This is a genomic window from Sphingomonas melonis (genome assembly GCF_013409985.1).
GTDB classification, from domain to species: Bacteria; Pseudomonadota; Alphaproteobacteria; order Sphingomonadales; family Sphingomonadaceae; genus Sphingomonas; species Sphingomonas melonis_A.
Genome location: NZ_JACCBY010000001.1, coordinates 25,713 through 50,818, shown reverse-complemented (window position 1 = coordinate 50,818; position 25,106 = coordinate 25,713). Strand labels below are relative to the sequence as shown.

The window sequence follows — 25,106 nt, the reverse complement described above, 5'->3', positions numbered from 1 at the left end:
GCTGCACCAACCGGCGTGTCAGCGGCTCCACCGGGCCCAGATCGCGGTCGGCAGCGTCAGGCCGCGCGCTTCCTCGCGCACCCCCAGTTCGCCCGCCTCGACCTTGCCGGGCAGGTCGCCGAACAGTTGGCGGACCAGCTCGCCGATCGCCAGCGCCGACATGCGTACCGCATAGACGGTGAGGAACAGGAAGCGGCTGTCGGCATCGATCAGCTTGCGGCAATCGGCGATCAGCCGCGGCAGATCCTCCTCCAGCCGCCACAATTCGCCCTCCGGCCCGCGGCCATATTTGGGCGGATCGAGCAGGATGCCGTCATAGCGGCGCTTGCGGCGCACCTCGCGCGCGACGAACTTGACCGCATCGTCGACGATCCAGCGGATCGGCGCCTCGGTCATGCCGGACAGGACGGCATTGCCGCGCGCCGCCTCGACCGATTTCTTCGAGGCGTCGACATGGACCATCTTGGCGCCCGCGGTCGCCATCGCCAGCGTGCCGACGCCGGTATAGCCGAACAGGTTGAGGCATTCGGGCTGGTCGAGATCGGCGACCTGCTCACGCATCCAGCTCCACACCGGCGCCATGTCGGAGAAGAAGCCGAGATGGCGGAACGGCGTCGGCTGCGCGGTGAAGCGCACCTCGTTCCATTTCAGCGGCCAGCCCTCGCGCGGCACCGGCTCGGCGAAGACCCAGCGGCCGCCGCCATCCTCGTCGCTCGCCGGCACGAACTCGCCCTGCGCGCGCCAGTTCTCGGTGGCGGGCGCCCACATCGCCTGCGGCTCGGGGCGGATGAAGCGGTAGCGGCCGTAGCGTTCGAGCTTGCGGCCGTTGCCCGAATCGACGAGGCCGTAATCCGCCCAGGGCTCGCCGATCAGCGTGTCGAGCTTCATGGGCGCGGCACCGCGCGCTCGGCGATATAGGCGGTCACCGCCTCGAACGTGCCGGGGAGGGTGGCGAAGCGTTCCTCGCGTTCGAACAGGTCGCCGATGCGGCCGGGCAGGGTGGGACGCTGGCCGGTGGCGCGTTCGACCGCGTCGCGGAATTTGGCGGGATGCGCGGTGGCGAGCGTCACCACCGGCACGTCGCTGGCGTGACGGCGGGCGGCGGCGAGCGCGATCGCAGTGTGCGGATCGATCACTTCGCCGGCATGTTCGTGCGCCCAGCGCATCGCCAGCGTCATGTCGTCGAGGTCGACGCGGTCGCTGGCGAACAGCGCGGCGCCGGTATGCTGCACGTTGGTCAGCCGCATCGCACCCGACGATTCGAAGCCCTGCATCTGTTGGGCGAGCGCGGCACCGTCGCGCGCGCCGAGGTCGAACAGCAGCCGCTCGAAATTGGAGCTGACCTGGATGTCCATCGACGGCGTCGGTGTCTGCTGGACGATGCCCTTGCTGTAATCGCCCGCCGAGATCGCGCGGTGGAGGATGTCGTTGACGTTGGTCGCGACGATCAGCTTGGATACCGGCAGGCCCATCTGCGCGGCGACATAGCCCGCGAAGACGTCGCCGAAATTGCCGGTCGGCACCGAAAAGGCGATCGCGCGGTCGGGCGCGCCGAGGCGGACGGCGGCGTAGAAATAATAGACCACCTGCGCCATCAGCCGCGCCCAGTTGATCGAATTGACCGCCGACAGCGCGAACGTCCCCGAGAAACCGGGATCGTTGAACATCTGCTTGACCAGCGCCTGCGCGGTGTCGAAGTCGCCGTCGATCGCGATATTGTGGACGTTGGGGGCGAGCACCGTCGTCATCTGGCGGCGCTGCACGTCGGACACGCGGCCGGCGGGGTGGAGCATGAACACGTCGACCCCGGCACGGCCGGCGAGCGCATCGATCGCCGCCGAGCCGGTATCGCCGCTGGTCGCGCCGACCACGGTCAGGTGCCGGTCGCTGCCGGTCAGGAACCGCTCGAACAGCAGGCCGAGTAATTGCAGCGCGACGTCCTTGAACGCCAGCGTCGGGCCGTGGAACAGCTCGAGCAGCCATTGGTCGTGGTCGAGCTGGACCAGCGGCGTCACCGCGGCGTGGCTGAAACGGCCATAGGCGCGGGTGCAGAGGTCTTTCAGCTCCTCGGGCGTCAGCGCGTCACCGACGAAGGGCGTCATCACCGCGACCGCGGTATCGACATAGGAGAGGTTGGCGAGGCCGGCGATCTGCTCGCGGGTCAGGCTCGGCCAGTGGTCGGGCAGATAGAGGCCGCCGTCGGAGGCCAGCCCGGCAAGGGTGACGTCGCGGAAATCGAGCGCGGGCGCGGCGCCGCGGGTGCTGACATAACGCATCGTTGCGGGGTAGCGGGCCGATGCGCGAGGGGCAACGACGGGTTTGCTTGGGGGCGATGGGGTTGCGGCTATCGGGTGGGGGCCAGACCCACTCCTCCCCCGCCGGGGCAGGGGATTCGCATAGGAACGCTCGTGCAAGCCCGCGGTCTTCCAACCCCACCCCGTCACCCCGGACGTGTTCCGGGGTACTCGGCGGCGAAGGGAAAGGCTTGATTCGACACCGTTCCCTTGCAGCGCGGTGGACCCCGGAACGAGCCCGGGGTGACGGCTATAATGAGGAAACCGATCGAACCTCATCACCCAGCGATAGACGATCGCCCGGCACTCCCGCTAACGCGAGGGAGGATTTGGGGGAGCAACCCGCCGCCGCAATGCCAGCACGTAGATCACCGCGGCGATCGCGGCGAAGAAGAACCATTGCACCGCATAGGACAGATGGTTGTTCGGCACCGTCGACAGGTCCGGCTTGCCGTTGGCGGCGAGGCCGAGCGGCGGCGCGTCGGCGACCAGCATCAGCCGCTGCGGGCTATGGTCGAACAGCGACCCGATCAGCGAGCGCCCGTCAGGCGCGTGGCTGATATAGCCAGTGACCGATCCGCCCGACCAGCGCGGCTTGAACATCGGATCGGGCGTGGTGCCGAGCTGGATGACCAGGCCGTTGCCGCAATCCGCGATCAGCCGGAACCCCGCGGCACCGGCACCGGCCAGTCGCTGCGCAACGGGCCGGTTGCAGATGGCGGTCGTGCGGCGGAAGAGCAGCCGGTCGTCCGGCACCGCCGGAAAGGCGATCGGCGGCTTGGACGGATTGGCGGCGAGCTGCTCAAGATACGCCTCTTTCTTCGGCGCGCGGTCGAGCAATTGCCACAGGCCCAGCGCGACCATCGCCGCCACCGCGAGTGCGACGACCAGGGTCGGGATCACCGGCACCCGCCTCATGGCCGCGTGTCGATCCGCCCCTCGCGTGCGGCGTTACGGAATTCCGCCGACATCAGCGCGCCCTTGGCGAGGCGCAGCGACCAGATCACGCCGGCGAGCGTCACCGGGATCCAGATCAGCATGTGCAGCCACAAGGGCGGGTGCAGCGTCAGTTCGAGCATGATCGCGCCGATGACCACGATCGTGCCGAGGATCAGCGTCAGGAAGGCGGCGGGCCCGTCGCCGACGTTGAACTGCGTGAAGTCGAGCCCGCAGGCCGGGCAGCGATCGGCGAAGGTGATCATCTTGGCGAACAGCGTCGGCTTGCCGCAGCGCGGGCAGAGGCCATGCAGACCGGCCTGCACCACCGAAGGTATCGTCCCGCTCGGTGGCAGGGGCGTCGGATCAGTCATACGCGACGCCCCTCATCGATCAGCCGCCGTGGACCGGCGCGCCCCAGCCACCCCAGACGTAGATGGTGACGAACAGGAACAGCCACACCACGTCGACGAAATGCCAATACCAGGCCGCCGCCTCGAACCCGAAATGCTGGCGCGGCGTGAAGTCGCCCTTGTAGGCGCGGATCAGGCAGACGGCGAGGAAGATCGTGCCGATCAGCACGTGGAAGCCGTGGAAGCCGGTCGCCATGAAGAAGGCGGCGCCATAGTTCAGGCCCTTGAACGGGAAGGGCGCGTGCATGTACTCATAGGCCTGGATCGAGCTGAACAGCACGCCGAGCGCGACCGTCAGCCACAGCCCCTTGAGCACGCCGTCGCGATCCCCCACGCCGAGCAGGCCCCACAGGCCGGTCTTCGCGCCGCCGCGCTGGTTGTGGATCAGCGCATGGTGCGCCCAGGTCACGGTGGTGCCGCTGGTCAGCAGGATCAGCGTGTTGAGCAGCGGCAGTTCGAAGGCGTTGATGACCTCCAGCCCCTTGGGCGGCCATTGCGCGGCGATCGCCGCGGCGCCCTCGGCGGCGCGTTCGACCTGGCCGTCGACGAAGCTCATCGCGGTCGGGAACAGCGCGAAATCGAAGAATGCCCAGAACCAGCCGACGAAGAACATGACCTCGGAGGCGATGAACAGGATCATGCCGTAGCGGAAATGAAGCTGGACGACGGGGGTATGGTCGCCGTGATGCGCCTCGCGCACCACTTCCGCCCACCAGCTGTACATGGTGAACAGCACGCCGCCGAGCCCGGCGAGGAAAATCCAGCCGCCGCCATTGGCCTTGTCGGCGGCGAGATGCGCACCGTGCATCCACATGACGGCGCCCGCCGCCATCACCAGCGCCGACAGCGATCCGAACAGGGGCCATATGCTGGGGGGCAGGATATGGTAGTCGTGGTTCTTGGCGCCGGCCATGATCGTTTCCCTGTTCTTTTATCCTCTAACGCCACGCTTAGCCCGCGGATTTGGCGGAATCCACCGGGTAAAACGTATAGGAGAGGGTGATCGTCTCGACGTCCTTCGCGTCGGGATCGTCCATGATCTTCGGGTCGACGAAGAAGATGACCGGCATGCGCTGCGTCTCGCCGGGCTGCAGCGTCTGCTGGGTGAAGCAGAAACACTGGATCTTGGTGAAATATTTCCCCGCCTGGCTGGGGGTGACGTTGAACGTCGCGGTGCCGGTGACCGGCTTGGAATCGGTGTTGGTCGCGGTGAAGAAGGCCATGTCGCGCGCGCCGATCTTGACCGTCTCCGACCCCGCTTCGGGGCGGAAGCGCCATTTCATGCCGGGCGCGACATTGCTGTCGAAGTCGATGCGGATCAGCTTGTTGACCGCGCCGGGCGCCTCCAGCCCGCGCTGGGTGGTGCCGTTGAGCCCGGTCACCTGGCAGAACAATCGGTAGAGCGGCACGCTGGCCCAGGCGACGCCGGTCATGAAGCAGATGCCGAGCACCGCGAACAGCGCGGTGCGCAGCTGTCGCCGGGTGGCATCCGGATGGACCGGCGCGGTCACATCATCCCCTGGCGGATCTTGGTCAGCGCGATCGCGAAGATCAGGATGACGAAGGCGCCGAGCAGCAGCGCCATCACCCGTGCGCGCGACCGCTGGCGCTGGCGGATCAGATCCTGTTCGTCGGGGGTCATGCGAACACCCAGCGGTCGACGACGAGCGCGCCGAACACGACGAAGAGGTAGAGGATCGAATAGCTGAACAAGCGCTTCTCCGGCTTCATCGCGTCGTCGGGGGCGGTGGTGCGGGTCGCGACGACGAGCGCGAGCGCGGCGAAGATCGCGGTGGTGACGCTCGCCACCCCGCCATAGATCGGGCCGGTCAGGCCGAGCGGCCAGGGCAGGATGGCGACCAGCGCCATCGGGATCGTGTAGAGGCCGATCTGGCGCCGGGTCACCCGCTCGCCGGCGACGACCGGCAGCATCGGCACACCGGCATTGGCGTAATCGGTCTTCACGAACAGCGCGAGCGCCCAGAAATGCGGCGGCGTCCACAGGAAGACGAGGCCGAACAGCAGCAGCGGCAGCAGCGCCACCTGTCCGGTCGCCGCCGCCCAGCCGATCAGCGGCGGAAAGGCGCCGGCGGCGCCGCCGATGACGATATTCTGCGGCGTACGGCGCTTGAGCCAGACGGTGTAGACGAGGACGTAGAACAGGATCGAGACGCTCAGGATCGCCGCGGCGGCGAGGTTGATCGCGAAATACATCAGGATGACGGAAAAGGCGGCGAGACCGACGCCGAAGTGCAGCGCCGATTCGCGCTCCATCCGCCCGTCCGGTAGCGGCCGTTTCTGCGTCCGCCGCATCTTGGCGTCGAGGTCCGCCTCATACCATTGGTTGAGCGCACCCGCCGCGCCCGCGCCGAGCGCGATGCACAGGATCGCGGTGAAGCCGAGCACCGGATGGATGCCGACCGGCGCCGCGAGCATCCCGCACAGGCCGGTGAACACGACCAGCGTCATCACCCGCGGCTTGGTCAGCGCAAGGAAGTCGCGCCAGTCGGCGGGGGGCAGCAGGGGCGTCGCGACCGTCATCATCGATCGGCTATACGCGCGCCGGGGGGCTTGGGGAAGCAGCGCGAGGCCCGGATCACTATCGTCCTGATCTAAGTCAAGCGACTCGGGGCCGCAAGGAACGATAAACCGATCAAGCGGTTGGCCAGCCCACTAGGAGACTCGAATGGCTACCCGTATAGTTGACGCCGACCTGCGCGCGTCACAATTCCTCACTGACAGTTTCCAGCGCGGACTGGCGCACTGGAACCGCGAGCGGCTGGAACCGGGCTTCCCGACGGCCGACTGGCAGCGCACGCTGGACCGCGACGTCCGCATGCAGCGCCTGGAAGGCGGCTTCCTGGAGGAATTGCGCGAGGAGATCGCCGAGGAGGCGGCCGCCGCGCCGACCGACGTCGAGGGCTTCATCGCCTGGTTCGAGGAGCTCAAGCAGAGCGGCCCCGGTCAGCATGATCCGCTGTTCCCGTGGCTGGCCGAAGAGGCGAACCTCGACCAGCTGCGCTGGTTCTTCGAACAGGAAGCAGCCGGCGAGGCGGGGTTCGACGATCTCGTCGCGATGACGCAGGTCAAGCTGCCGACCTTCCCGAAGCTCGAACTCGCGCGCAATTATTGGGACGAGATGGGCCGCGGCAATGCCAAGGGCATGCACGGCCCGATGCTCGATGCCCTGGTCGAGACGCTGGCGGTCGACCCGGTGATCGAGAACACGCTGTGGCAGAGCCTGTGCCTCGCCAATGCGATGACGGCGATGGCGACCAGCCGTCGCTATGCGTGGCATTCGGTGGGCGCGCTCGGCGTGATCGAGCTGACCGCGCCGGATCGCTCCGCCGCGACGGCGAAGGGGCTGCGACGCCTCGGCTTCTCCGACAAGGAGCGGCGCTATTTCGACCTGCATGCGGTGCTCGACATCAAGCATAGCGAGGACTGGAACCGCGAGGCGATCCGTCCGGCGGTCGAGGAAGATCCGCGTCGCGCCACCGCGATGGCCGAGGGCGCGCTGATCCGCCTGAAGTGCGGCGAGCGGTGCTTCGACGCCTATCGCGCGGTGTTGATGGGCTGACCCCAAGTCCTCCCCCGCCAGGAGGAGGTGGCGCCGCGTAGCGGTCACGGAGGGGGAGGACAGGGCGGGAGCTTCGTCATTGGGCTCCCGCCCTGTCCTCCCCCTCCACCATTCGGCTGAAGCCGAACGGTCCCCCTCCCCCTGGCGGGGGAGGATTTGCGTCCTAGACGAACCCCAGATTCCACGCTGACGCGTTGTAATTACCCATATTGGGCAGGACCGTCGGCAGGTCGCCGTTGCCCACGCCGAACCAGCTCGCCAGCGTCGCGGCATATTGATCGACCGCGATCGTCGGCAGCAGCCTTCCCTGGCCGACATCGTCGGGGGTGCCGTTGCCGACCTGCGGTGCGGTGCCGTAGAAGCGCTTGCCGCGCACCGCGCCACCCATGACAAGATGGTGGCTGCCCCAGCCATGATCCGAACCGTCGTCGTTCGATTGCAGCGTGCGCCCGAAGTCGGAGGCGGTGAAGCTCGTCACCTTGTCCGCCACGCCGAGCGCGACGGTGGTGTCGTAGAAGGCGCGCATCGCATCGGCGACCTTGCCGATCAGCCCCGGCTGCACCGCGACGAGATTGTCGTGCAGGTCGAAGCCGCCGATCGACACGAAGAACACCTGCCGCTTGGCGCCCAGTTGCGACGAGACCGAGATCAGCCGTGCGACCATCTTGAGCTGGTCGGCAAGCGGGTTGCCGCTGGGGAACAGCGTGAAGCCGCTCGCCGGTGCCGCGGCGAGCGCGCCGCTGACCTGCGCATAGGTATCGAGTGCGCGTTTGCTGACGCGGGCATGTTCGTTGCCGAGCAGATGCGCGCTGCCGCCGGTCATCAGGCTGCGCAATGTCGCCGCGGCGGTGCTCGATCCGTAAAGCGTCGACCCGTTGTTGAGCAGCGCGATCGGGCCGCCGGTGCCGATCGCATATTGCACCGCCGACTTGCCGGTCAAATAGACCGCATTGCCGCTGGCGTTGATGCAGGTCAGCGTCGCCGCGCCATTGCCCGACTGGAGCAGGTCGCCGATCCGCCCGCCCCAACCGGAGGTCGCACCCTCCGGATTGGATGCCTGGAAATAGCTCTGCTGGTCGTTGTGGCTGAATAGCTTGGGCGGCAGCCGGACCGCATTCTGCTGGAATTGCGCCTTGGTGGTCGGCTGGACGAGCGTGCCGACGTTGAGCGTTACCGCCAGCTTGCCCTGGTCGAACAGCGGCAGCAGCGACGCCATCGTCGGCGCCAGCGCATATTGGCGGCCGCCGGGCAGGCCCGCGTCAGGATTGAGCATTGTCGCGGCCAGAGATTCGCGGGTCAGCGCGATGTTCGCGCGCGCGGCGAGATAGGCGGCGTAGCTCGCCTCGTCATAGGCGGCGACGGTGTTGGCGTAATCATTGCCGCCGTAGAGGAAGACGCAGACCAGCGCCTTGTAATCGGTCGCGGTCACCGCGGCGGCCTCGCCGATCGCGGCGAGGCTGGTGACGAAGGGCGTCGCCACCCCCGCCACGCCGAGCGCGGCGGAGCGTTTGAGGAAGGCGCGGCGCGAGGCATCTCGGCTAACGTCCATGATAGTCACCGCAGGGTCAGGAAGTCGGGGGAGGCGAGCGTCAGCAGCAGCGCGATGCCGACGCGGTTGACCGTGGCGTTGGGCGCGGTCGGCGTCACCGCGACGCTGTCGACCGCGGCGCGGATCGCGGCCACCGTCGCGCTGCCGAGTTGCCCCGCGGCGAGCACGAGGTTGACCTCGTCGACGAGCGCGGCGCTGTCGCCCGCTTTGGCGATCAGATCGGTATAATCGGGCTTGGCGTCGCCGGCGCCGTTGGCGACCAGATTCTGCATGTAATTGACGTAGGCGACGACGCTTTGTTCGTTGGTGATCTGGAATTCCGGCGCGACCAGCCCGGCATTGCCGATCGCGCTCGCCGGCGGCGTGTAGGCGGGGCGGAAGAAGTTGAAGACCGTCTGGCTGCGCCCCATCGACTGGCCGAGCCGGTTGGACTGGCTCGACGTGTCGCCGAAGCTCCACGCGTTGGATGGCGAATTGACCTTGGCGAAGCGCGCCCAGGCGGTCAGCCGCATCACCGGCTCGCGCAGCTTGCCCGCGGTCGTGCTGGTCAGCGCATCGTCGCGGCGCGCCTCGGTATCGAGCAGGATCGCCTTGATCACCGCCTTCATGTCGCCGCGCACGCCCGCGCCATTGTCGGCGAAGGCGGCGGCGACCCGCCCGACGTAGGCCGGGCTGGGGTTGCTGGTGACGAGCCGCTGGATTAGCTGCTTCGACACGAAGGGCGGCAGATTGGGGTGGGCGAAGATCGTGTCGAGCGCGACCTTGATCGCCGCCATGCCGCCACCGGTCGTGGTGGTGCCGAGGAAGCTCGCGCTGCCGGTCTCGTTGATCGCGGCGTTCATCACCAGCGGCTGGCGATAGCGGTCCGGCGTGGTGCCGATCGTGGTCGCGAGGCTGAGGCCGGTGAAGACGCGCGCCAGCCCGCTGACGTCGGCGGGCCCATAGGTTTCGAGCGGCACGCCGCCATTCGTCCTGACGCTGCCGTCCATATTGAGCTGGTAGAGGCCGAGCGTGAACAGCTGCATCAGCTCGCGCGCGTAATTCTCGTCGGGCTGCGCCCCCGTCTTCGGATTGGCCTTGCGGTTGCCGAGGAAGGTGAGGAACGAGCCCATCGCCGCGTTCGTCGTGATCGCATCGAGGAGCGTGCGGTAATTGCCGAAGCCATTGTCGAGCAGCACGTCGACATAGGCGGCAGCGGCGAACTGCTTCCAGTTGAGATTGACCCCGCCGATGCCGACGACGAGCATGTCGAGCAGCGCCATGCCGATGCGCTGGCGCAGCTGATCGGGCTCGGCGATCATCTGTCGCCACAGCGTCGTGTCGAAGCCGGCTTCGCTGTTGATGTTGGCGGCGACGGCATAGCCGTTGGCGACGAGCCAGTCCCAGTGCGAGGTGGCGCGCGGCAGCGCGAACTGGTCGTCGATCCACCCTTCGTAGCGGCGGCTGACGACGCTTTCGATCATCGTGCGCGTGCCGCCCATCGTCGCCTGCGCCAGAAAGCGGCTCGCCTGCGTCGCGGTGATCGCGGCCGGGGTGACGACGACCGGCGCGCTCGGCGTGGCCGGGGCGCTGCCCGTATCGCCGCTGCCACCGCCGCCACTTCCGCAGGCGGCGAGCAGCAGCGCGGGGGCGAGGACGCCGCCCGCCTTGAGCGATGCGATGGCGCCGCTCGCCTCATCCACGTCGACGGACGCCCCCGCGTCCACGCGTTCCTCGTCCAGCACCGCTTTGATCCCGACCCCGATGCGTGGCGCTTCCCGCAAGCGCCGTGCATTGCGGAACGATGTAGCCATTACGGTCTTAACGAAGCGTTCGTCATCGCGCTCGGTTCACCGCGGCTTAGGCCGGAACGGTCGCAGGCCCGGCTGCTCCGGGGATGCTCGGATCGGGTCCGGACGCCCAAACAAAAACCCCGGGGTTTCCCCCGGGGTTGGTGCCTCAGTCGATCTTCGGCAGCGTCTCGAACTGGTGGTAGGGCGGCGGCGAGGACAGCGTCCATTCCAGCGTTGTCGCGCCTTCGCCCCAGGGATTGTCGGGCGCCTTCGGTCCGGCGATCAGCGAATAGATCACGTTGACGAAAAAGATCACCATGCCCGCGGCCATGATCTCATAGCCATGGCTCGCCAGCGCATTCCACGTCGCATAGGCGTCGGGATAGTCCGGATAGCGGCGCGGCATGCCCTGCAGCCCCAGGAAGTGCATCGGGAAGAACAGCAGGTTCACGCCGACGAAGAACACCCAGAAGTGCGCCTGGCCGAGGAACTCGTTGTACATCTTCCCGAACATCTTCGGGAACCAGTAATAGAAGCCGGCGAACAGGCCGAACACGGCGCCGAGGCTCAGCACGTAGTGGAAGTGCGCGACGACGTAATACGTGTCCTGCATGTAATCGTCGATGCCGCCGTTGGCGAGCACGACGCCGGTGACGCCGCCGACGGTGAACATGAAGATGAAGCCGATCGCCCAGACCATCGGCGTCCTGAAGGTCAGCGAGCCGCCCCACATCGTCGCGATCCAGCTGAAGATCTTGATGCCGGTCGGCACTGCGATCACCATCGTCGCGGCGGTGAAGTACATCTTCACGTTCACGCTGAGGCCGGTGACGAACATGTGGTGCGCCCAGACGACGAAGCCGACGACGCCGATCGCGACCATGGCATAGGCCATGCCGAGATAGCCGAAGACGGGCTTGCGGCTGAACGTCGCGATGATCTGGCTGACGATGCCGAAACCCGGCAGGATCATGATGTACACTTCGGGGTGACCGAAGAACCAGAACAGATGCTGGTAGAGGATCGGATCGCCGCCGCCGGCCGGATCGAAGAAGGTGGTGCCGAAATTGCGGTCGGTGAGCAGCATCGTGATCGCCGCGGCGAGCACCGGCAGCGCGAGCAGCAGCAGGAAGGCGGTGACCAGCACCGACCAGACGAACAGCGGCATCTTGTGCAGCGTCATGCCCGGCGCGCGCATGTTGAAGATGGTGGTGATGAAGTTGATCGCGCCGAGGATCGACGAGGCGCCGGCGAGGTGGAGCGACAGGATCGCCATGTCCACCGACGGCCCCGGCTCGCCATAGGTCGACAGCGGCGCGTAGACCGTCCAGCCGGTGCCGGCGCCGCCGAAGAAGGGCGAGGCAAGCAGCAACGTGAACGCCGGGATGAGCAGCCAGAAGCTGACGTTGTTCATCCGCGGGAAGGCCATGTCGGGCGCGCCGATCATGATCGGCACGAACCAGTTGCCGAAGCCGCCGATCATCGCCGGCATCACCATGAAGAACACCATGATCAGGCCGTGCGCGGTGATCAGCACGTTCCACAGGTGGAGCGCATGGTCGAGCCCGCCGTCGCCGCCGGGCAGGAAGTTCGCCCAGCCGACGAGATACTGGATGCCGGGCTGCGCCAGCTCGGCGCGCATCAGCCCCGAGATCGCGCCGCCGATGATCCCCGCGATGATCGCGAAGATCAGGTACAGCGTCCCGATGTCCTTGTGGTTGGTCGACATGAACCAGCGGGCGAAGAAGCCGGGCTTGTGGTCCGCATCGCTGTGCGCGTGATCGTCGTGCGCGACGAACTTCGCGCCGTGGGGGGCGTGGAGGGCGGTATCGGTCATCTTACTGTCCCGCGTTGCCGGTGGCCGGATTGCCGGTCGCACCTTGCGAAGTCGTTGGGGCGGCGGTGGTCACGTTCTCGACCGGGCCGGTGGCGGCGTCGGCGGTGTTGCCTTCCGCCTGCTTGGCCGCCGAACCTTCGGCGCCGGGCTGCGGGATGACCTTGTCGCTGGCCTTGCCGGGGGTCGGCATCGTGCCGCCCTTGGCGCGGACCCAGGCGGCGAACTGCGCCGGCGGCACCGCCTCCACCGCGATCGGCATGAAGGCGTGGCGCGCACCGCACAATTCGGAACACTGGCCGAAATACAGGCCGGGCTTCTTGATGGTGAAGCTCGTCTCGTTCAGCCGGCCGGGGACGGCGTCGAGCTTGATCCAGAAGGCGGGGACCGCCCAGCTGTGGATCACGTCCTGCGACGTGGTGATCAGGCGGATCGGCACGCCGACGGGCAGCACGATGCGATTGTCGGCGGCGAGCAGGCGCGGCCCGTCAGCATCGGTGCGGAACCGCTCGCCCTTGGCGACCTGATCCTTTTCCTTGAGCATGTTGGCGGTGACTTCGAAGCCGCCATTATCGGGATATTGGTAGCTCCAATACCATTGGTTGCCGATCGCCTTCAGCGTCACGGCGCCGGCCGGGGCGGGTTTGAACTGCGCCTGCAGCAGGCCGATCGACGGCACGGCGATCAGCACCAGGATGACCACCGGCGCGAGCGTCCAGATGATCTCGATCACCGTATTGTGGCTGGTCTTCGACGGGACGGGATTGGCCGCCTTGCGGAAGCGGAAGACGACCCACAGCAGCAGCGCCAGCACCAGCAGGCAGATCGCGACGATCAGCGGTACCAGGATCGAATCGTGGAACCAGTGCGCGAACCGGCCATTTTCGGTCACCTGCGGCTGGATGCCGATGCGGCCGTCGACGGGGTGGCCGATGCCGGCCTCGGCGGTCATGGCGGGGGCGCCGTCCATCGCCAGCAGCGGCGAGGCGGGCGCCGCCGGTGCGGTGGCGTTGGCGGTCGTCGGCGCGATGTTGGAAACGCCGGCGGGCGCGGCGGCCCCCTGCGGGGCGGGGGCGGCCTGCGATGCCGCGCTCAGACCGGCGAGTGCAAACCCGGCGGCGAGTGCGAACCCCTTGAACCTCTTGCGCATGCGTTTCGTCACCCCGTCCAGATTCCCTCGCCTGCCCGGCGAACGGGCCGTTATAGGCGTTGGAATACGCCCCTTTTGCCATGACCTATACGCGGGGGGTGCCCCGGCCTCAAGCACCTGACCCATGTTTATCGCGTTGGCCGCTTGGCGGCGGCGCGGCGACTTCCTATGAGCGGCGGCATCCGACCGACTTTCCCGGGGCTGCCGATGACCGACGACGACGTGCTGGCCGAATTCCGCGCCGCCGATGCCCTGCTCGAAGGACATTTCATCCTCTCGTCCGGCCTGCGCAGCTCGCGCTACCTGCAATGCGCGCGGGTGCTGATGGACCCGCGCCGCGGCGCGCGCCTCGCCGAGGCGCTGGCGGCGCGCATCCCTGCCGAGATCAAGGCAAGCATCGCTGCGGTGGTCTCGCCGGCGATGGGCGGGGTGATCGCCGGCCACGAGATGGCGCGCGCGCTGGGCGTCGAGGCGATGTTCGTCGAGCGGCCGACCGGCACGTTCGAACTGCGCCGCGGCTTCCGTCTGGAGCCGGGGCAGCAGGTGCTGATGATGGAGGACGTCGTCACCACCGGATTGTCGTCGCGCGAGGCGATCAAGGCGATCGAGGCGGCGGGCGGCGCGGTGATCGCCGGCGCCGCGCTGGTCGACCGGTCGGGCGGCACCGTCGACCTCGGCGTGCCGTTCTTTCCGCTGATCCGGCTCGACGTGCCGACCTATGCGGCGGATGCGCTGCCGCCCGAGCTGGCGGCGATCCCCGCGATCAAGCCGGGGAGCCGCGCGGCTTGACCGATCATCTGCGCCGGGCCGCCGACGATCGCCTCCGGCTCGGGGTCAACATCGATCACGTCGCCACGGTGCGCAACGCGCGCGGCGCCGGCTATCCGGATCCGGTGCGGGCCGGGCTGCTCGCCGCGGAAGCAGGGGCGGACGGCATCACCGCGCATCTGCGCGAGGACCGGCGCCACATCACCGACGGCGATATCGCGCGGCTGTCGGCCGAACTGACCATCCCGCTCAACCTCGAAATGGCGGCGACCGACGAGATGCTGGCGATCGCGCTGCGCCATCGGCCGCATGCGGCGTGCATCGTGCCGGAGAAGCGCGAGGAGTTGACCACCGAGGGCGGGCTCGACGCGGCCGGCCAGTATGCGCGGCTCGAACCGCTGGTCGCGCAGCTGCGCGAGGCGGCGATCCGCGTGTCGCTGTTCATCGAGCCCGACGCACGGCAGATCGACGCGGCGATCCGGCTCGGCGCGCCGGTCGTCGAGCTGCACACCGGCCGCTATGCCGAACTTGACGGCGAGGCGCGCACCGCAGAGCTGCGCCGGTTGTCCGACGCGGCGGCGCTGGCGGCGAAGAACGGCATCGAGGTCCACGCCGGTCACGGCCTGACCTTCGCCAATGTCGGGCCGATCGCGGCGATCCCGCAGGTGCGCGAACTCAACATCGGCCATTTCCTGGTCGGCGAGGCGCTGTTCGTCGGCCTCGGCGCGGCGGTGCAGCGGATGCGCGAGGAAATGGACGCCGCCCGCGGGTGAACCGCAAAGACGGGGCCAGGTCTCCGGCTTGAGGACGTCACTTCACGCGACGGGGATAGCCCTTGATATAGGCGTCGACGTCGCGGAGGTCGTCGAGGGTCCAGCGGTGCGGCGGGATGTGGACGTTGTTCTGCCGCAGCGTCCGCGGGATGAGGTCGCCGTTCGACCGCAGCACGATCGAGGAGACGATGACGCCGGGATTGGCGGCGAGCCGTCGCCGGAATGCCGGTGCGGTCAGGTCATTGGCCGGCGGGTTGCTCTTGCGCGCGAGCGGACCCGTGCCGCGCATGTCCGACCCATGGCAGACGGCGCAGCGCTGTTCGAACAGCCGCCGCCCGTTGTCGCCCGCCGCCGCCAGTCCTGCCGCCGGTCCCGGCGTCGGCGTCAGCGCGGCGATACAGGCGAGCAGCCGTCCCATCGCGATGCCCAAGCCGGCCTCCCGTCATGCCCCTCCCGGCTTTGTAGCGGCGGCGCGGCGGCGGTTTATCGCGGCGCGATACTTTTCCTGCCGGTGCCGGGCCGGTAAGAGGGCGGCATGACGCCCGCACCGCTCCGCCCGGCTTTGCCGCTGCTTCGCTCCCGTTCAGAGGGATGATCGTCGGTCTCGGGTCCGACCTATGCAACATCGAGCGGATCGCGGCGTCGCTCGATCGCTTCGGCGAACGGTTCGAGGCGCGGGTGTTCACCGACGCCGAACGGGCGCGCGCCGCAAAGCGGCCGTTCACCAAGGCGGGTACGCTCGCCAAGCGCTTCGCCGCCAAGGAGGCCTTTTCCAAGGCGGTCGGCACCGGGTTCAAGGCGGGGGTGTTCATGAAGGACATCGGCGTCGTCAACGCGGCGTCGGGCGCGCCGACGCTGGCATTGACCGGCGGCGCGAAGGAACGGCTTGACGGCATGATCCCCGAAGGCCACGTCGCACGGATACATTTGACTTTGACCGATGATCATCCCTGGGCACAGGCGTTTGTGATCATCGAGGCGATCGCGGACCCCAAGGCATGAAGGAAGCGGTGTTGGACGGCAGCGAGTCCACCGAAACGGCGCAGAACGCGCCCACCACGCCGGCCGCCGGTACGACGCGGAAGAAGACCGACTGGTGGGGGGAGGTGAAGGGCATCTTCTGGCTGATCCTGATCGTGCTCGGCTTCCACAGCTTCATCGCCAAGCCCTTCTACATCCCGTCCGAATCGATGCTGCCGGGGCTGCGGATCGGCGACCGGCTGGTCGTCTCCAAATTCGCCTATGGCTGGTCGTTCGTCTCGCCGACGATCCCCAACCCGGTCGCGATCTTCAAGGGCGTGGTGATGCGCCAGCCCGAGGACAGCTGGAGCGTCGGCCTGCCGTTCATCCACGGCCGCCTGTTCGGCAGCCTGCCGCAGCGCGGCGACGTCGTCATCGTCACCCCGCCCGGCACGCGCAACGACTATATCAAGCGGGTGATCGGCCTGCCCGGCGACACGCTCGCGGTGCGCGGCGGCGTCGTGATCCTCAACGGCAAGCCGATCCCGCGCGGCACGCTCCATTATGTCGACCTGCCCGTCGATACCAACAGTCCGTGCAGCGACCGCGATTATTTCGGCGCGCGCCGGCCAGCGCCGGGCGGCGGCTATGTCTGCCATCTGCCGATCGTCACCGAGACCTTGCCCGGCGGCCGCCATTACGACACCGTCGATCTCGAGCCCGACAGCCCCGGCGACAATTATCCGCAGGTGACGATCCCGGCGAACCACGTCTTCCTGATGGGCGACAATCGCGATCGCTCGGCGGACAGCCGCTTCCCGCTCGCGCAGCTCGGCCTCGGCGGGCCGGTGCCCTATGAGAATCTCGGGGGCCGCGCCGAATTCCTGACCTTCAGCCTCGACGGCGACGCCACGCTCAACCCGCTGACCTGGTGGGGATCGCTGCGCTCGGGCCGCGCCGGCCTGTCGCTCCACCCTGCCACGGGACAATGATGTGACCGAAACGCCGGCGATCCAGGACCCCAGCCCCAACGAGCTGCGCGATCCCTTCGTCCGGCAGGAGCTGAAACGCGCGGCGATCTGGCTCGGCCTCGCCGCGGTGATGGCGCTGGCGGTGATCCTCGTCCAGCCGCTGCTGATCATCTTCGCGGGGCTGGTGTTCGCCGCCCTGCTCGACGGCGGCGTGCGGCTGCTCGGCAAGGTGCTGCCGATCGGGCGCGGCTGGCGGCTGCTGATCGTCGTGCTGCTGACCATCGCCTTCCTCGCCGGCACCTTCTACCTTACCGGCGTGCAGGTCGCCGACCAGTTCTCGCAGTTGCGTGCGACGCTGGAGACGCAGGCGAACCGGCTGGCGCGCTGGCTGACCGGGCAGGGGCTGATGCCCGGCGCGTCCGACGTCAGCGGTATCGCGCGCCAGGCGCTCAGCTCGGTCGGCCGGATCACCTCGTGGGTCGGCACCGCCTTCGGCGCGCTGACGACGATGTTCATGATCATCGTCATCGGCCTGTTCGTGGCGATGGACCCAGCCACCTATCAGCGCGGGCTCGAATGGATGGTGCCGCGGCGCAACCGGCCCGAGTTCGCGACGGTGCTGGCGCGGATGGGCAAGACGCTGCGCCGGCTGCTCGCCGGACGGCTGCTCGGCATGCTGGCGGAGGGGATATTGACGGGGATCGCGCTGTCGATCGGCGGCGTGCCGATGGCGATGATCCTCGGCATCCTCACCGGCCTGCTCGCCTTCATTCCCAATATCGGCGCCTTCATCAGCGGCGCGCTGATGATCGCGGTCGGCTTTTCGGCGGGGACGCATATCGGCTTCTGGGCGATCGGCACCTATGTCATCGTCCAGGGCTTCGACGGCTACGTCCTGCTGCCGATCGTCGCCAAGAAGACGGTCGACCTGCCGCCGGCGTTGACGCTCGGTGCGCAGATCATGGCGAGCGCCTTGTTCGGCATCCTCGGGCTGGCGCTCGCCGATCCGATGACGGCGATGATCAAGACCGCGCTGGAGCGCAGTTCCGAACGCGAAGCCGAGCGCGACGGCTCAGGCGAGGGTGTCGAACAAGGCTAGGTAGCGCGCCGCCGAATCGCGGCCGGGCTGCGGCACCGGGGCAGGGCGGGGCGCCTCCAGCCAATGGTTGATCGCGGCGGCGAAGCCCGCCGCATCCTCCGCCTGGATGACGCTGCCGAGGCGGGGATCGCCGACGATCTCGCGCACCGCCGGGCTCGACGCGGTGGCGACGACCGGCGTGCCGACCGACAGCGCCTCGCGCAGCACGCCGGGCACGCCCTCGTAGTCGGAGGGCAGGGCGAGCACCGCGGCGCGCGCCATCGCCGGCAGCGGATCGGCGACATGGCCCCGCAATGTGACACGCCCTTCCAGCCCTGCGGCGGCGATCTGCCGCTCCAGCGCGGGGCGCAACTCGCCCTCGCCGAGGATCACGACGCCGACATCGGCGGGGAGCGCGGGGACGGCGGCGATCAGCCGGTCCCAGCGCTTCTGCGGCACCAGCCGCCCGACGCCGAGCACGATCCGCCCCGGCGGCAGTGGCGCGACCCCGGTCGCCCCGCTAGCGGCGGGCGCCGGCGGATTGGGGATGACGCTGGTCCGCCGCTCCATCCGCATCGCGCGCGCCGCCAGTGCCGCGGTCGCCGGCGTCATCGCGACGAGATGATCGAGGAAGCGACCATGTTGCGCCAGCCACAGCCGATGCCCCGCACCCATGAGCCGGCCGTGGTCGGCACGATCGATCGCATTGGACAATTTCGCGACGATCGGCGGGCAGTCGTCGGCGAGGCGCCAGCGCAGCCACGCCGCGACGAGCGTATAATGGTTGCCCGCACAGAAGATGAGATCGGGGCGCAGCCGCAGCGTGATCTCGGCCAGGCGTCGCTGTGCGATATAGCGGCGGTGGCCGAGCGGCTCGATCGCGAGCCCGGCGGGCAGGTCGGCGGCGAGCGGGCCGCTGGCGTCGCCGACCGCGAGCGTCACCCGCCGCCCCGCCGCCAGCCATTGCGCCGCCAGCCGCAATTGCGCGCGCTCGACGCCGCCGCCGGATAAATCTTGGGCAAAGGTCAGGATATGATCGGCAGACATCGTTCCGCCCGCCTTGCCACAGACCTTCGTGACGCGACAGTGAAACGAAATTCATGTGCAACACAGAGCCTATATGGCTAAGCGACCCCATCGTCATCGTTCGGATCAACGGGTGCAGATCGATCACAGTGCCGGCCGTCCTCTCGAGATCGTGCCGCCCTCCCCCGATATCGCGGGACTTCAACCCTTGAAGACCATCAAGAGCCGCTGGCCTGCGATCATCGGTGCCGTGGTGACGTTGGCGATGCTCGCCGGCCTCGCGCACGAGCTGCTGAGTTCGGGCCTTGCCGGGCTCGACCGGGCGACGCCGCGCAACCCGCTGTTCTACATCGCCTTCGCCGCGCTGTATTTCGTCCCGCCGCTGGCCGATTACTGGATTTTCCGGCGGCTGTGGCACATCCCGCTGGGCGGACTCGTCGCGCTGATCAAGAAGCGGATCGCGAACGACGTCGTCATGGGCTATTCGGGCGAGGCCTATTTCTACGCCTGGGCGCGGGCGCGCGCGCAGCTGGTCGCGGCGCCGTTCGGTGCGGTCAAGGACGTGTCGATCCTGTCGGCGATCGCCGGCAATGCGGTGACGCTGGCGATGATCGCGGTGGCGCTGCCGGTCGGGCGCGAGCTGATCCCGCCCGAGATGATGCGCTACGTCTATGGATCGCTGGCGGTGATCTTCGGCACGTCGCTGCCGTTCCTGATCTTCTCGCGCAAGGTATTCTCGCTGCCGCGGCGCGAGCTGTGGGCGATCTTCGGCATCCACTGCCTGCGGCTGATCCTCGGCGGCTTCTTCCTCGCGCTCGCCTGGGCGCTGGCGATGCCGAGCGTCGCGATCGGCACCTGGCTGTTCCTGTCCGCCGGCCGCATGCTCTTCTCGCGCCTGCCGCTGCTGCCGAACAAGGACCTGCTGTTCGCCAATTTCGCGATCCTGATGATCGGCGAGGATCAGGCGCTGTCCGAGCTGATCGCCTTCACCGCCGCGGCGGTGCTGCTGATCCATGCGCTGCTGATCGTCGCCTTCGGCATCCATCACCTGCTGACGAGGAAACCGTCATGACGCCGTTGGCGGTCCTTGCCGCGCTGTTGCCCGCCGTCCTGCTGCTCGCCGCACCCGCGCAGGCACAGACGCAGGTGCTGGGCAGCGATGCCGCCGCGTGCAAGCCCGGCGGCGGTCCGGCAATCCTGGCGCAGATCGCCGGGCTGAAGGACCGCAAGGGACGGATCAAGCTGGAGCTGTATCCCGCCGACGAGGCCGATTTCCTGGCCGACGACACGGTGCTGCTCGCCGCCGGCAAGACCTTTCGCCGGGTGTGGACGACGATCCCGCCGAGCGGCCAGGTGCAGGTGTGCATCCGCGTGCCGCGGCCCGGCCGCTATGCGCTGCTCGTCACGCACGACCGCGACGGCAAGAACAAGTTCAACTTCTTCGCCGACGGCGCCGGGTTCCCCGGCCCGGGCAAGATCGGCATGTCGCGGCCCAAGGTGGAGCGCGCGCTGGTCGACGTCGGCAGCAGCACCGCCGAACGCACCGTCCAGATGCAGTATCTGCACGGCCTGGGCGGCTTTTCGCCGACCAAGGACGAGTGATGCGGATCGTCGACGTCAACGAGATCTACTCGCCGACCGGCGGCGGGGTGCGCACCTATATCGACCGCAAGATCGAGGTGCTCGCCGGCATGGGTCACGAGCTGATCGTGCTCGCACCCGGCCGTGAGGACCGGATCGAGGAGCGGCCCGGCGGCGGCGCGATCCATTATATCAAGGCGCCGGGCATGCCGTTCGACGCCAATTACGGCCTGTTCTGGGATGCCGAGCCGATCCACCGGCGGCTCGATGCGCTCGACCCCGACGTGGTCGAGAATTGCTCGCCGTGGAAATCGGCGTGGATCGTCGCGCAATGGCAGGGGCGATCGGTACGCTCCTACTTCATGCACAACGACAATCTGGAAGCTTATCCGAAGCGCTGGTTCAAGCCGATCGCGTCCGAGCCGCGGATCGAGCGCGCGTTCTCGTGGTACGATCGCTACCTCAACCATTGTCTCGCGCAATATGACACGGTGGTCACCAACGGCCCCTCGCTGACCAAGCAGCTGACCGCGCGCGGCATCCGCGTCGATGCGACGATGCCGCTCGGCATCGAGCGGGCGCATTTCTCGCCGACGCTGCGCGACGAGACGTTACGCGCCGCGCTGCTGCGCCAGTGTCGCCTGCCGCCGGAGGCGCATCTGCTGCTCGGCGTCGGTCGGCATCATCCGGAGAAATGCTGGCCGACGGTGATCGACGCGGTGCATCGCGTCGGGACGCAGGCACCGGTCGGGCTCGTCATCCTCGGCCAGGGCATGGATACCAAGACGCTGGAACGGCATATCGGTGCCAATCCCCATATCCGCCTGTTCCGCCCGGTCTACGACCGGCGGCGGCTGGCGACGATCATGGCGAGCGCCGACATTTACATCCATGGCTGCGGCACCGAAACGTTCGGGCTGGTGCCGGCCGAGGCGCTGGCGAGCGGCACGCCGCTGATCGTGCCCGATGGCGGCGGCACCGCGGAGATCGCCGATCCGCTGTTCGCCGAAGTCTATACGCAGCGCGACGCGCACAGCTGCGCCGATGCGATCCAGCGGATGCTCGCGCGCGATCGCGCGATCGTGCGGCGCGCGGCGCGGGTGGCGTCGGCGACGGTCCGCAACGACGAGGAACATGCCGCCGATCTGGTCGCGCATTACGCCAGCGTGATCGCGGCGCGCGACGGGGTGCGGAAGCGGGCGTGAACCTGAAGTCCTCCCCTGCGCAGGGGAGGTGGCAGGCCGAAGGCCTGACGAAAGGGGAGGATACGGTCAGCTCGGCGTAGGCCGAAACGCCCCCACCACCACCATCGGCCTCCCCCGCTGCGCGAGGGAAGAAATTGGCTCGCTACCCCGCCAGTTCCGCATAAGCGGCGGGCCGGTGTCGACGGAATGCCGCAAAGGTCGTCGTGATGCTGTCGAGCAGCACCGGCACCGTCGTGTCGCCCGGATGCACCGCGATCCGCACGTTGCGCGTCGGCTGGAGCGCGTAGCGCAGCGCCCCGGCCGCGGCGAGCGAGCTCAGCTGCCGCATCCGCGTCCGGCTCGCCCAGGTGATCACCGGTCCGCGCGCGACGATCGCGCCACCCGGCCGCCACACCCGCGCATGATCCTCGGCGAGCGCGAAGCCGGCGTCGGCCAGCGCCGCGCGCGCACCCTCGGAATACAGCCACGCCGGCGCGATGAACCCGGTCGCCGGGCGGCCGGTGATATCCTCGACCAGCGCCTTGCCGCGGCGCATCCGCGCCAGCGCCTCGGCATGGCTGAGGCCGAGGAATTCGCCCTCGCCCGCGGTCATGTGCCGGGCCTTGAGGGCTGCGGCCGTGCCGGCGTGCGCACTGTCGTCGCGGTGCGTCCAGCCGTGGACGAACATCTCGACTCCTTCGTCGGCCCAGCCGCGCAGGCGGGTGGCGAAGGCGGGGGTGATCGGCGCGCTCGACCAGTGATCGGGGACGACGAGCATCGCGAGGCGGCGCCCGACATGGGGGGCGAGATGGTCGAGCAGACGGTCCACCTGCCCCTCGAAGCGGGGCGAGACGTCGTGGATGGAGGCGAACAGGCGTTTCATCGCGTGCGATGATAGACGCTGATGATCTCGTTGCCCATCGGCAGCTGCGCGGTAAGCCGATAGTCGCGCGCCACCGCCGCGGTGACGATGGCGTGCGCGGCGGGGCGCTCGCCGCGGTACGGCGGGCGGACGACGACGACCGCCGGGCGCGCGGCGAGGATGCGGCGGATCTCGCTATCCTGATCGACGCCGGTCGCGCCCGCCTCGCGGAAGCGGATCAGGTGCGAGGGCACGAGATAGCGCGACAGGGTGCAGCGGCCGGTCGCGCTGTAGAGCATGTCGGTGCCCGAATAGACGTAGAGGCAACCGGGGCCGCGCCCGACCGCATTCGCAAGCGCGGCGAGTTGGCGCGCGTCGCCGCGACCGGCGCGCTGCACGACCAGCACGATCTGTCCGGCGAGCGCGGCGGTGAGCAGCAGCGCGGGGGTGCGCCAGCGCTGCCAGTCGGCGCGGCCGAGCATCCCGGCCGCCGCGGCGCAGGCGGGGAGCAGGATCGGCAGGCTGTAATGATCGAACCACGGCCGGAAGACCGCGACGCTCGCGATGGCGACGGCGAGCCACAGCGCGACGAAGCGCCGTTCGCGCCTATGTGCAGGCGCGTCACGATCGCGCCACAGCGAGAGGATGGCGAGCGTGACCACCGGCGAGATGATCAGCACCATCTCGCCGAAATTGCCGGCGAGTTCCGACAGCGGATCGGGGTTGCGGTGGAAGATCGACAGGAAATTGGCGAACACGAAGGCGTCCCACGCGCCGACCGCCGCATAATAGGCCGCGACGAGCGCGGTCGGCAGCAGCGCGACGACGACCAGCGCCACACCGTAGAGGATCGTTCGCGCCGGCCGGTGCGTCGCGCGCCAGGCGTCGGCAAGCAGGCACAGGCCGAACAGGATGCCTTCGAACACGGCCGAATATTTGATCTGCAAGGCAATGCCGACCATCGCCATGACGAGCAGGCCGCGCGCCGCGTGCTGCGGCGCGGGGCGCAGCACGAGCAGCGCGGCGGCAAGCATCAGCAGATTGTAGAAGACCGGGGTCTGGCCGCCCTGGCCGCCGAGCAGGTCGAGCCACAGGATATAGGCGAGCGCGCCGGCGGTCGCGCCGGCCGCGAAGCCGAGCCGCTCGGCGAGCCGCGCGATCCACCACGCGGTCGCCACCGTGCAGACCAGCGCCAGCCCCTGATATGCCCAGATGCCGGCGGGAAAGCCGAGCGCGGCCGGCAGGGCATAGAGCAGGAACAGCCCGACCGGTTTGCGATCCCAGATGTCGACGAACGGCAGCGCGCCCTGCCACATCCGATGCGCGGTGACGAAATAGAATTCCTCGTCGACGTGGACGATCGGGTTGCCGAACGTCAGCGCGCGGGCGGCGATCGCGACGCACAGCAGGATCGGCAGGCGCAGCCGCGGGTGGGTGAGGGGATGCATCGCGCGGGGCGGTAGCGGCGGGCGGGGGGATTGGAAAGGCGCGCGCCCGCGCGGTCCCCGTCGTTCCCCCCGTCGATGCTACGTGCTGGCTCGTTCGTGGGACAGCATGCGCCCGAGGCCCGTGCATGGATCGCGGAGGCCAGCCGATCCGATACGCCCCGGCGGCGGGCTTATGCCCGTTTCGCCGTCACGAAATAGTCGAGCTGCGTCGAGGCGCTCAGCGTGAAGCCGGTCGCCGGCGAGAAGCCCAGTCCCTGCACGTCGATCACCGTCAGGCCGGCGCGCTCCAGCAGGTCGGTCAGTTCCTCGGGAGTGAGGAACTTGTCCCAATCGTGCGTGCCGCGCGGGATGCGGCCGGTGCCTTCCGCGAGCGTGATGAGCGCCAGCCGCGACAAGGGCGTGCGGTTGGGCGTCGACATCACCAGCAGGCCGCCGTCGGCGAGCGATTCCGCCAGCCCGCGCACGAAGCCGGCGGGATCGGCGACATGCTCGATCACCTCCAGGCTGGTGACGAGGTCGAAGCGGCCGGTCATCGCCTCGACGCCGACCGCGCGATAGTCGATGGCGAGCCCCGCCTGCGCGGCATGTGCCTGCGCCACCGCGATATTCTCCGCCGCCGCGTCGATCCCCGCTACCGCCGCGCCGAGCCGTGCCAGGGGCTCGCACAACAGCCCCGCGCCGCAGCCGACGTCGAGCGCGGTCTTGCCGGCGAGCGGGGTGAAGCTGGTGTCGTCGCCGTCCCAGTGGAGGTCGACCGCGGCGCGGATATAGCCCAGACGGACCGGATTGAGCTTGTGCAGCATCGCCGACGACCCCTTCGGGTCCCACCAATCCTTGGCCATCGCGCCAAAGTGTTGCGCCTCGCGCGGGTCGATCGTGCTGCTTGCCATCATCATGGCCGCTTCCTATCAGGGCGACCCCCCGACC

At 68.6% G+C, this 25,106-nt stretch carries 26 protein-coding genes; 9 read left to right on the top strand and 17 right to left on the bottom strand.

The window, feature by feature from the left end:
• Positions 1–18: 18 nt before the first annotated feature.
• The 8 genes from HD841_RS00255 to HD841_RS00225 all read right to left on the bottom strand — a co-directional run bounded on the left by HD841_RS00255 (position 19) and on the right by HD841_RS00225 (position 6,184).
• The gene (locus HD841_RS00255) at positions 19–888 is read right to left on the bottom strand and encodes a class I SAM-dependent methyltransferase (RefSeq protein ID WP_179506905.1); all 870 of its coding nucleotides are present in this window, start codon (positions 886–888) and stop codon (positions 19–21) included.
• On the bottom strand, positions 885–2,276 hold the full coding sequence (gene thrC, locus HD841_RS00250; RefSeq protein ID WP_179506904.1) for a threonine synthase: 1,392 nt from the start codon (positions 2,274–2,276) through the stop codon (positions 885–887). Before thrC ends, HD841_RS00255 begins: the two co-directional genes overlap by 4 nt.
• A 330-nt stretch (positions 2,277–2,606) precedes the next feature.
• On the bottom strand, positions 2,607–3,212 hold the full coding sequence (locus HD841_RS00245; RefSeq protein WP_179506903.1) for an SURF1 family cytochrome oxidase biogenesis protein: 606 nt from the start codon (positions 3,210–3,212) through the stop codon (positions 2,607–2,609).
• Positions 3,209–3,604 (bottom strand): DUF983 domain-containing protein, encoded by a 396-nt coding sequence (locus HD841_RS00240; protein ID WP_179506902.1) that lies wholly within the window; start codon positions 3,602–3,604, stop codon positions 3,209–3,211. The genes HD841_RS00245 and HD841_RS00240 overlap by 4 nt, the downstream gene beginning before the upstream one ends.
• A gap of 19 nt (positions 3,605–3,623) precedes the next feature.
• Complete coding sequence (locus HD841_RS00235; protein WP_179506901.1) at positions 3,624–4,556, bottom strand: cytochrome c oxidase subunit 3; 933 nt, start codon at positions 4,554–4,556, stop codon at positions 3,624–3,626.
• A gap of 37 nt (positions 4,557–4,593) precedes the next feature.
• Complete coding sequence (locus tag HD841_RS00230) at positions 4,594–5,154, bottom strand: cytochrome c oxidase assembly protein (protein ID WP_373562902.1); 561 nt, start codon at positions 5,152–5,154, stop codon at positions 4,594–4,596.
• Positions 5,151–5,285: a hypothetical protein gene (locus HD841_RS20625; RefSeq protein WP_257015162.1), complete on the bottom strand. Its 135-nt coding sequence runs from the start codon at positions 5,283–5,285 to the stop codon at positions 5,151–5,153. The genes HD841_RS00230 and HD841_RS20625 overlap by 4 nt, the downstream gene beginning before the upstream one ends.
• The gene (locus HD841_RS00225; protein WP_179508023.1) at positions 5,282–6,184 is read right to left on the bottom strand and encodes a heme o synthase; all 903 of its coding nucleotides are present in this window, start codon (positions 6,182–6,184) and stop codon (positions 5,282–5,284) included. The genes HD841_RS20625 and HD841_RS00225 overlap by 4 nt, the downstream gene beginning before the upstream one ends.
• Before the next feature lie 145 nt (positions 6,185–6,329).
• Between HD841_RS00225 and HD841_RS00220 the strand changes: the two genes are divergently transcribed.
• Positions 6,330–7,223: an iron-containing redox enzyme family protein gene (locus HD841_RS00220; protein WP_179506900.1), complete on the top strand. Its 894-nt coding sequence runs from the start codon at positions 6,330–6,332 to the stop codon at positions 7,221–7,223.
• Between the two features lie 163 nt (positions 7,224–7,386).
• Here HD841_RS00220 and HD841_RS00215 read toward each other — a convergent pair whose 3' ends face one another.
• The 4 genes from HD841_RS00215 to coxB form a co-directional block, all read right to left on the bottom strand.
• On the bottom strand, positions 7,387–8,772 hold the full coding sequence (locus tag HD841_RS00215; RefSeq protein WP_179506899.1) for a DUF1501 domain-containing protein: 1,386 nt from the start codon (positions 8,770–8,772) through the stop codon (positions 7,387–7,389).
• Positions 8,773–8,777: 5 nt separating this feature from the next.
• Complete coding sequence (locus HD841_RS00210; RefSeq protein WP_373562901.1) at positions 8,778–10,496, bottom strand: DUF1800 domain-containing protein; 1,719 nt, start codon at positions 10,494–10,496, stop codon at positions 8,778–8,780.
• A 214-nt stretch (positions 10,497–10,710) separates the two neighbouring features.
• Positions 10,711–12,381 (bottom strand): cytochrome c oxidase subunit I, encoded by a 1,671-nt coding sequence (gene ctaD, locus HD841_RS00205; RefSeq protein WP_179506897.1) that lies wholly within the window; start codon positions 12,379–12,381, stop codon positions 10,711–10,713.
• 1 nt (position 12,382) lies between these two features.
• Complete coding sequence (gene coxB, locus HD841_RS00200; protein WP_179506896.1) at positions 12,383–13,528, bottom strand: cytochrome c oxidase subunit II; 1,146 nt, start codon at positions 13,526–13,528, stop codon at positions 12,383–12,385.
• Between the two features lie 207 nt (positions 13,529–13,735).
• Between coxB and pyrE the strand changes: the two genes are divergently transcribed.
• Together pyrE and HD841_RS00190 are read left to right on the top strand one after the other, a co-directional pair.
• Positions 13,736–14,317, top strand: a complete 582-nt coding sequence (gene pyrE, locus HD841_RS00195; protein WP_179506895.1) for an orotate phosphoribosyltransferase — start codon at positions 13,736–13,738, stop codon at positions 14,315–14,317.
• The gene (locus HD841_RS00190) at positions 14,314–15,069 is read left to right on the top strand and encodes a pyridoxine 5'-phosphate synthase (protein ID WP_179506894.1); all 756 of its coding nucleotides are present in this window, start codon (positions 14,314–14,316) and stop codon (positions 15,067–15,069) included. The genes pyrE and HD841_RS00190 overlap by 4 nt, the downstream gene beginning before the upstream one ends.
• A 37-nt stretch (positions 15,070–15,106) precedes the next feature.
• Here HD841_RS00190 and HD841_RS00185 read toward each other — a convergent pair whose 3' ends face one another.
• The gene (locus tag HD841_RS00185) at positions 15,107–15,499 is read right to left on the bottom strand and encodes a c-type cytochrome (protein ID WP_218845335.1); all 393 of its coding nucleotides are present in this window, start codon (positions 15,497–15,499) and stop codon (positions 15,107–15,109) included.
• Between the two features lie 161 nt (positions 15,500–15,660).
• Between HD841_RS00185 and acpS the strand changes: the two genes are divergently transcribed.
• Genes acpS through HD841_RS00170 form a run of 3 tightly spaced genes read left to right on the top strand, consistent with a single transcriptional unit; the run spans position 15,661 to position 18,099 of the window.
• Complete coding sequence (gene acpS, locus HD841_RS00180; RefSeq protein WP_179506893.1) at positions 15,661–16,071, top strand: holo-ACP synthase; 411 nt, start codon at positions 15,661–15,663, stop codon at positions 16,069–16,071.
• Entirely contained in the window at positions 16,068–17,021 is a 954-nt protein-coding gene (gene lepB, locus HD841_RS00175; protein ID WP_179506892.1) for a signal peptidase I, read from the top strand. The genes acpS and lepB overlap by 4 nt, the downstream gene beginning before the upstream one ends.
• Position 17,022: 1 nt before the next feature.
• Complete coding sequence (locus HD841_RS00170) at positions 17,023–18,099, top strand: AI-2E family transporter (protein WP_179506891.1); 1,077 nt, start codon at positions 17,023–17,025, stop codon at positions 18,097–18,099.
• Here HD841_RS00170 and HD841_RS00165 read toward each other — a convergent pair.
• Positions 18,073–19,125 carry a glycosyltransferase gene (locus HD841_RS00165; protein ID WP_179506890.1) on the bottom strand — a complete coding sequence of 351 codons (1,053 nt, stop codon included), beginning with the start codon at positions 19,123–19,125 and terminating at the stop codon, positions 18,073–18,075. The genes HD841_RS00170 and HD841_RS00165 overlap by 27 nt on opposite strands.
• Positions 19,126–19,312: 187 nt before the next feature.
• Between HD841_RS00165 and HD841_RS00160 the strand changes: the two genes are divergently transcribed.
• From HD841_RS00160 to HD841_RS00150, 3 genes are read left to right on the top strand one after another with little or no spacing between them, the layout of a single operon-like run.
• Complete coding sequence (locus HD841_RS00160) at positions 19,313–20,176, top strand: hypothetical protein (protein ID WP_257015161.1); 864 nt, start codon at positions 19,313–19,315, stop codon at positions 20,174–20,176.
• Entirely contained in the window at positions 20,173–20,706 is a 534-nt protein-coding gene (locus HD841_RS00155; protein ID WP_179506888.1) for a DUF2141 domain-containing protein, read from the top strand. Before HD841_RS00160 ends, HD841_RS00155 begins: the two co-directional genes overlap by 4 nt.
• Positions 20,706–21,890, top strand: coding sequence for a glycosyltransferase (locus HD841_RS00150; RefSeq protein ID WP_179506887.1), 1,185 nt, complete (start codon positions 20,706–20,708; stop codon positions 21,888–21,890). Before HD841_RS00155 ends, HD841_RS00150 begins: the two co-directional genes overlap by 1 nt.
• Positions 21,891–22,032: 142 nt before the next feature.
• Here HD841_RS00150 and HD841_RS00145 read toward each other — a convergent pair whose 3' ends face one another.
• From HD841_RS00145 to ubiG, 3 genes are all read right to left on the bottom strand, one after another.
• A complete protein-coding gene (locus HD841_RS00145; protein ID WP_179506886.1) occupies positions 22,033–22,752 on the bottom strand; it encodes a polysaccharide deacetylase family protein in 720 nt (239 codons plus the stop codon).
• Positions 22,749–24,179 (bottom strand): glycosyltransferase family 39 protein, encoded by a 1,431-nt coding sequence (locus HD841_RS00140; protein ID WP_179506885.1) that lies wholly within the window; start codon positions 24,177–24,179, stop codon positions 22,749–22,751. The genes HD841_RS00145 and HD841_RS00140 overlap by 4 nt, the downstream gene beginning before the upstream one ends.
• A gap of 170 nt (positions 24,180–24,349) precedes the next feature.
• Positions 24,350–25,075, bottom strand: a complete 726-nt coding sequence (gene ubiG, locus HD841_RS00135) for a bifunctional 2-polyprenyl-6-hydroxyphenol methylase/3-demethylubiquinol 3-O-methyltransferase UbiG (RefSeq protein WP_179506884.1) — start codon at positions 25,073–25,075, stop codon at positions 24,350–24,352.
• Positions 25,076–25,106: the final 31 nt, after the last annotated feature.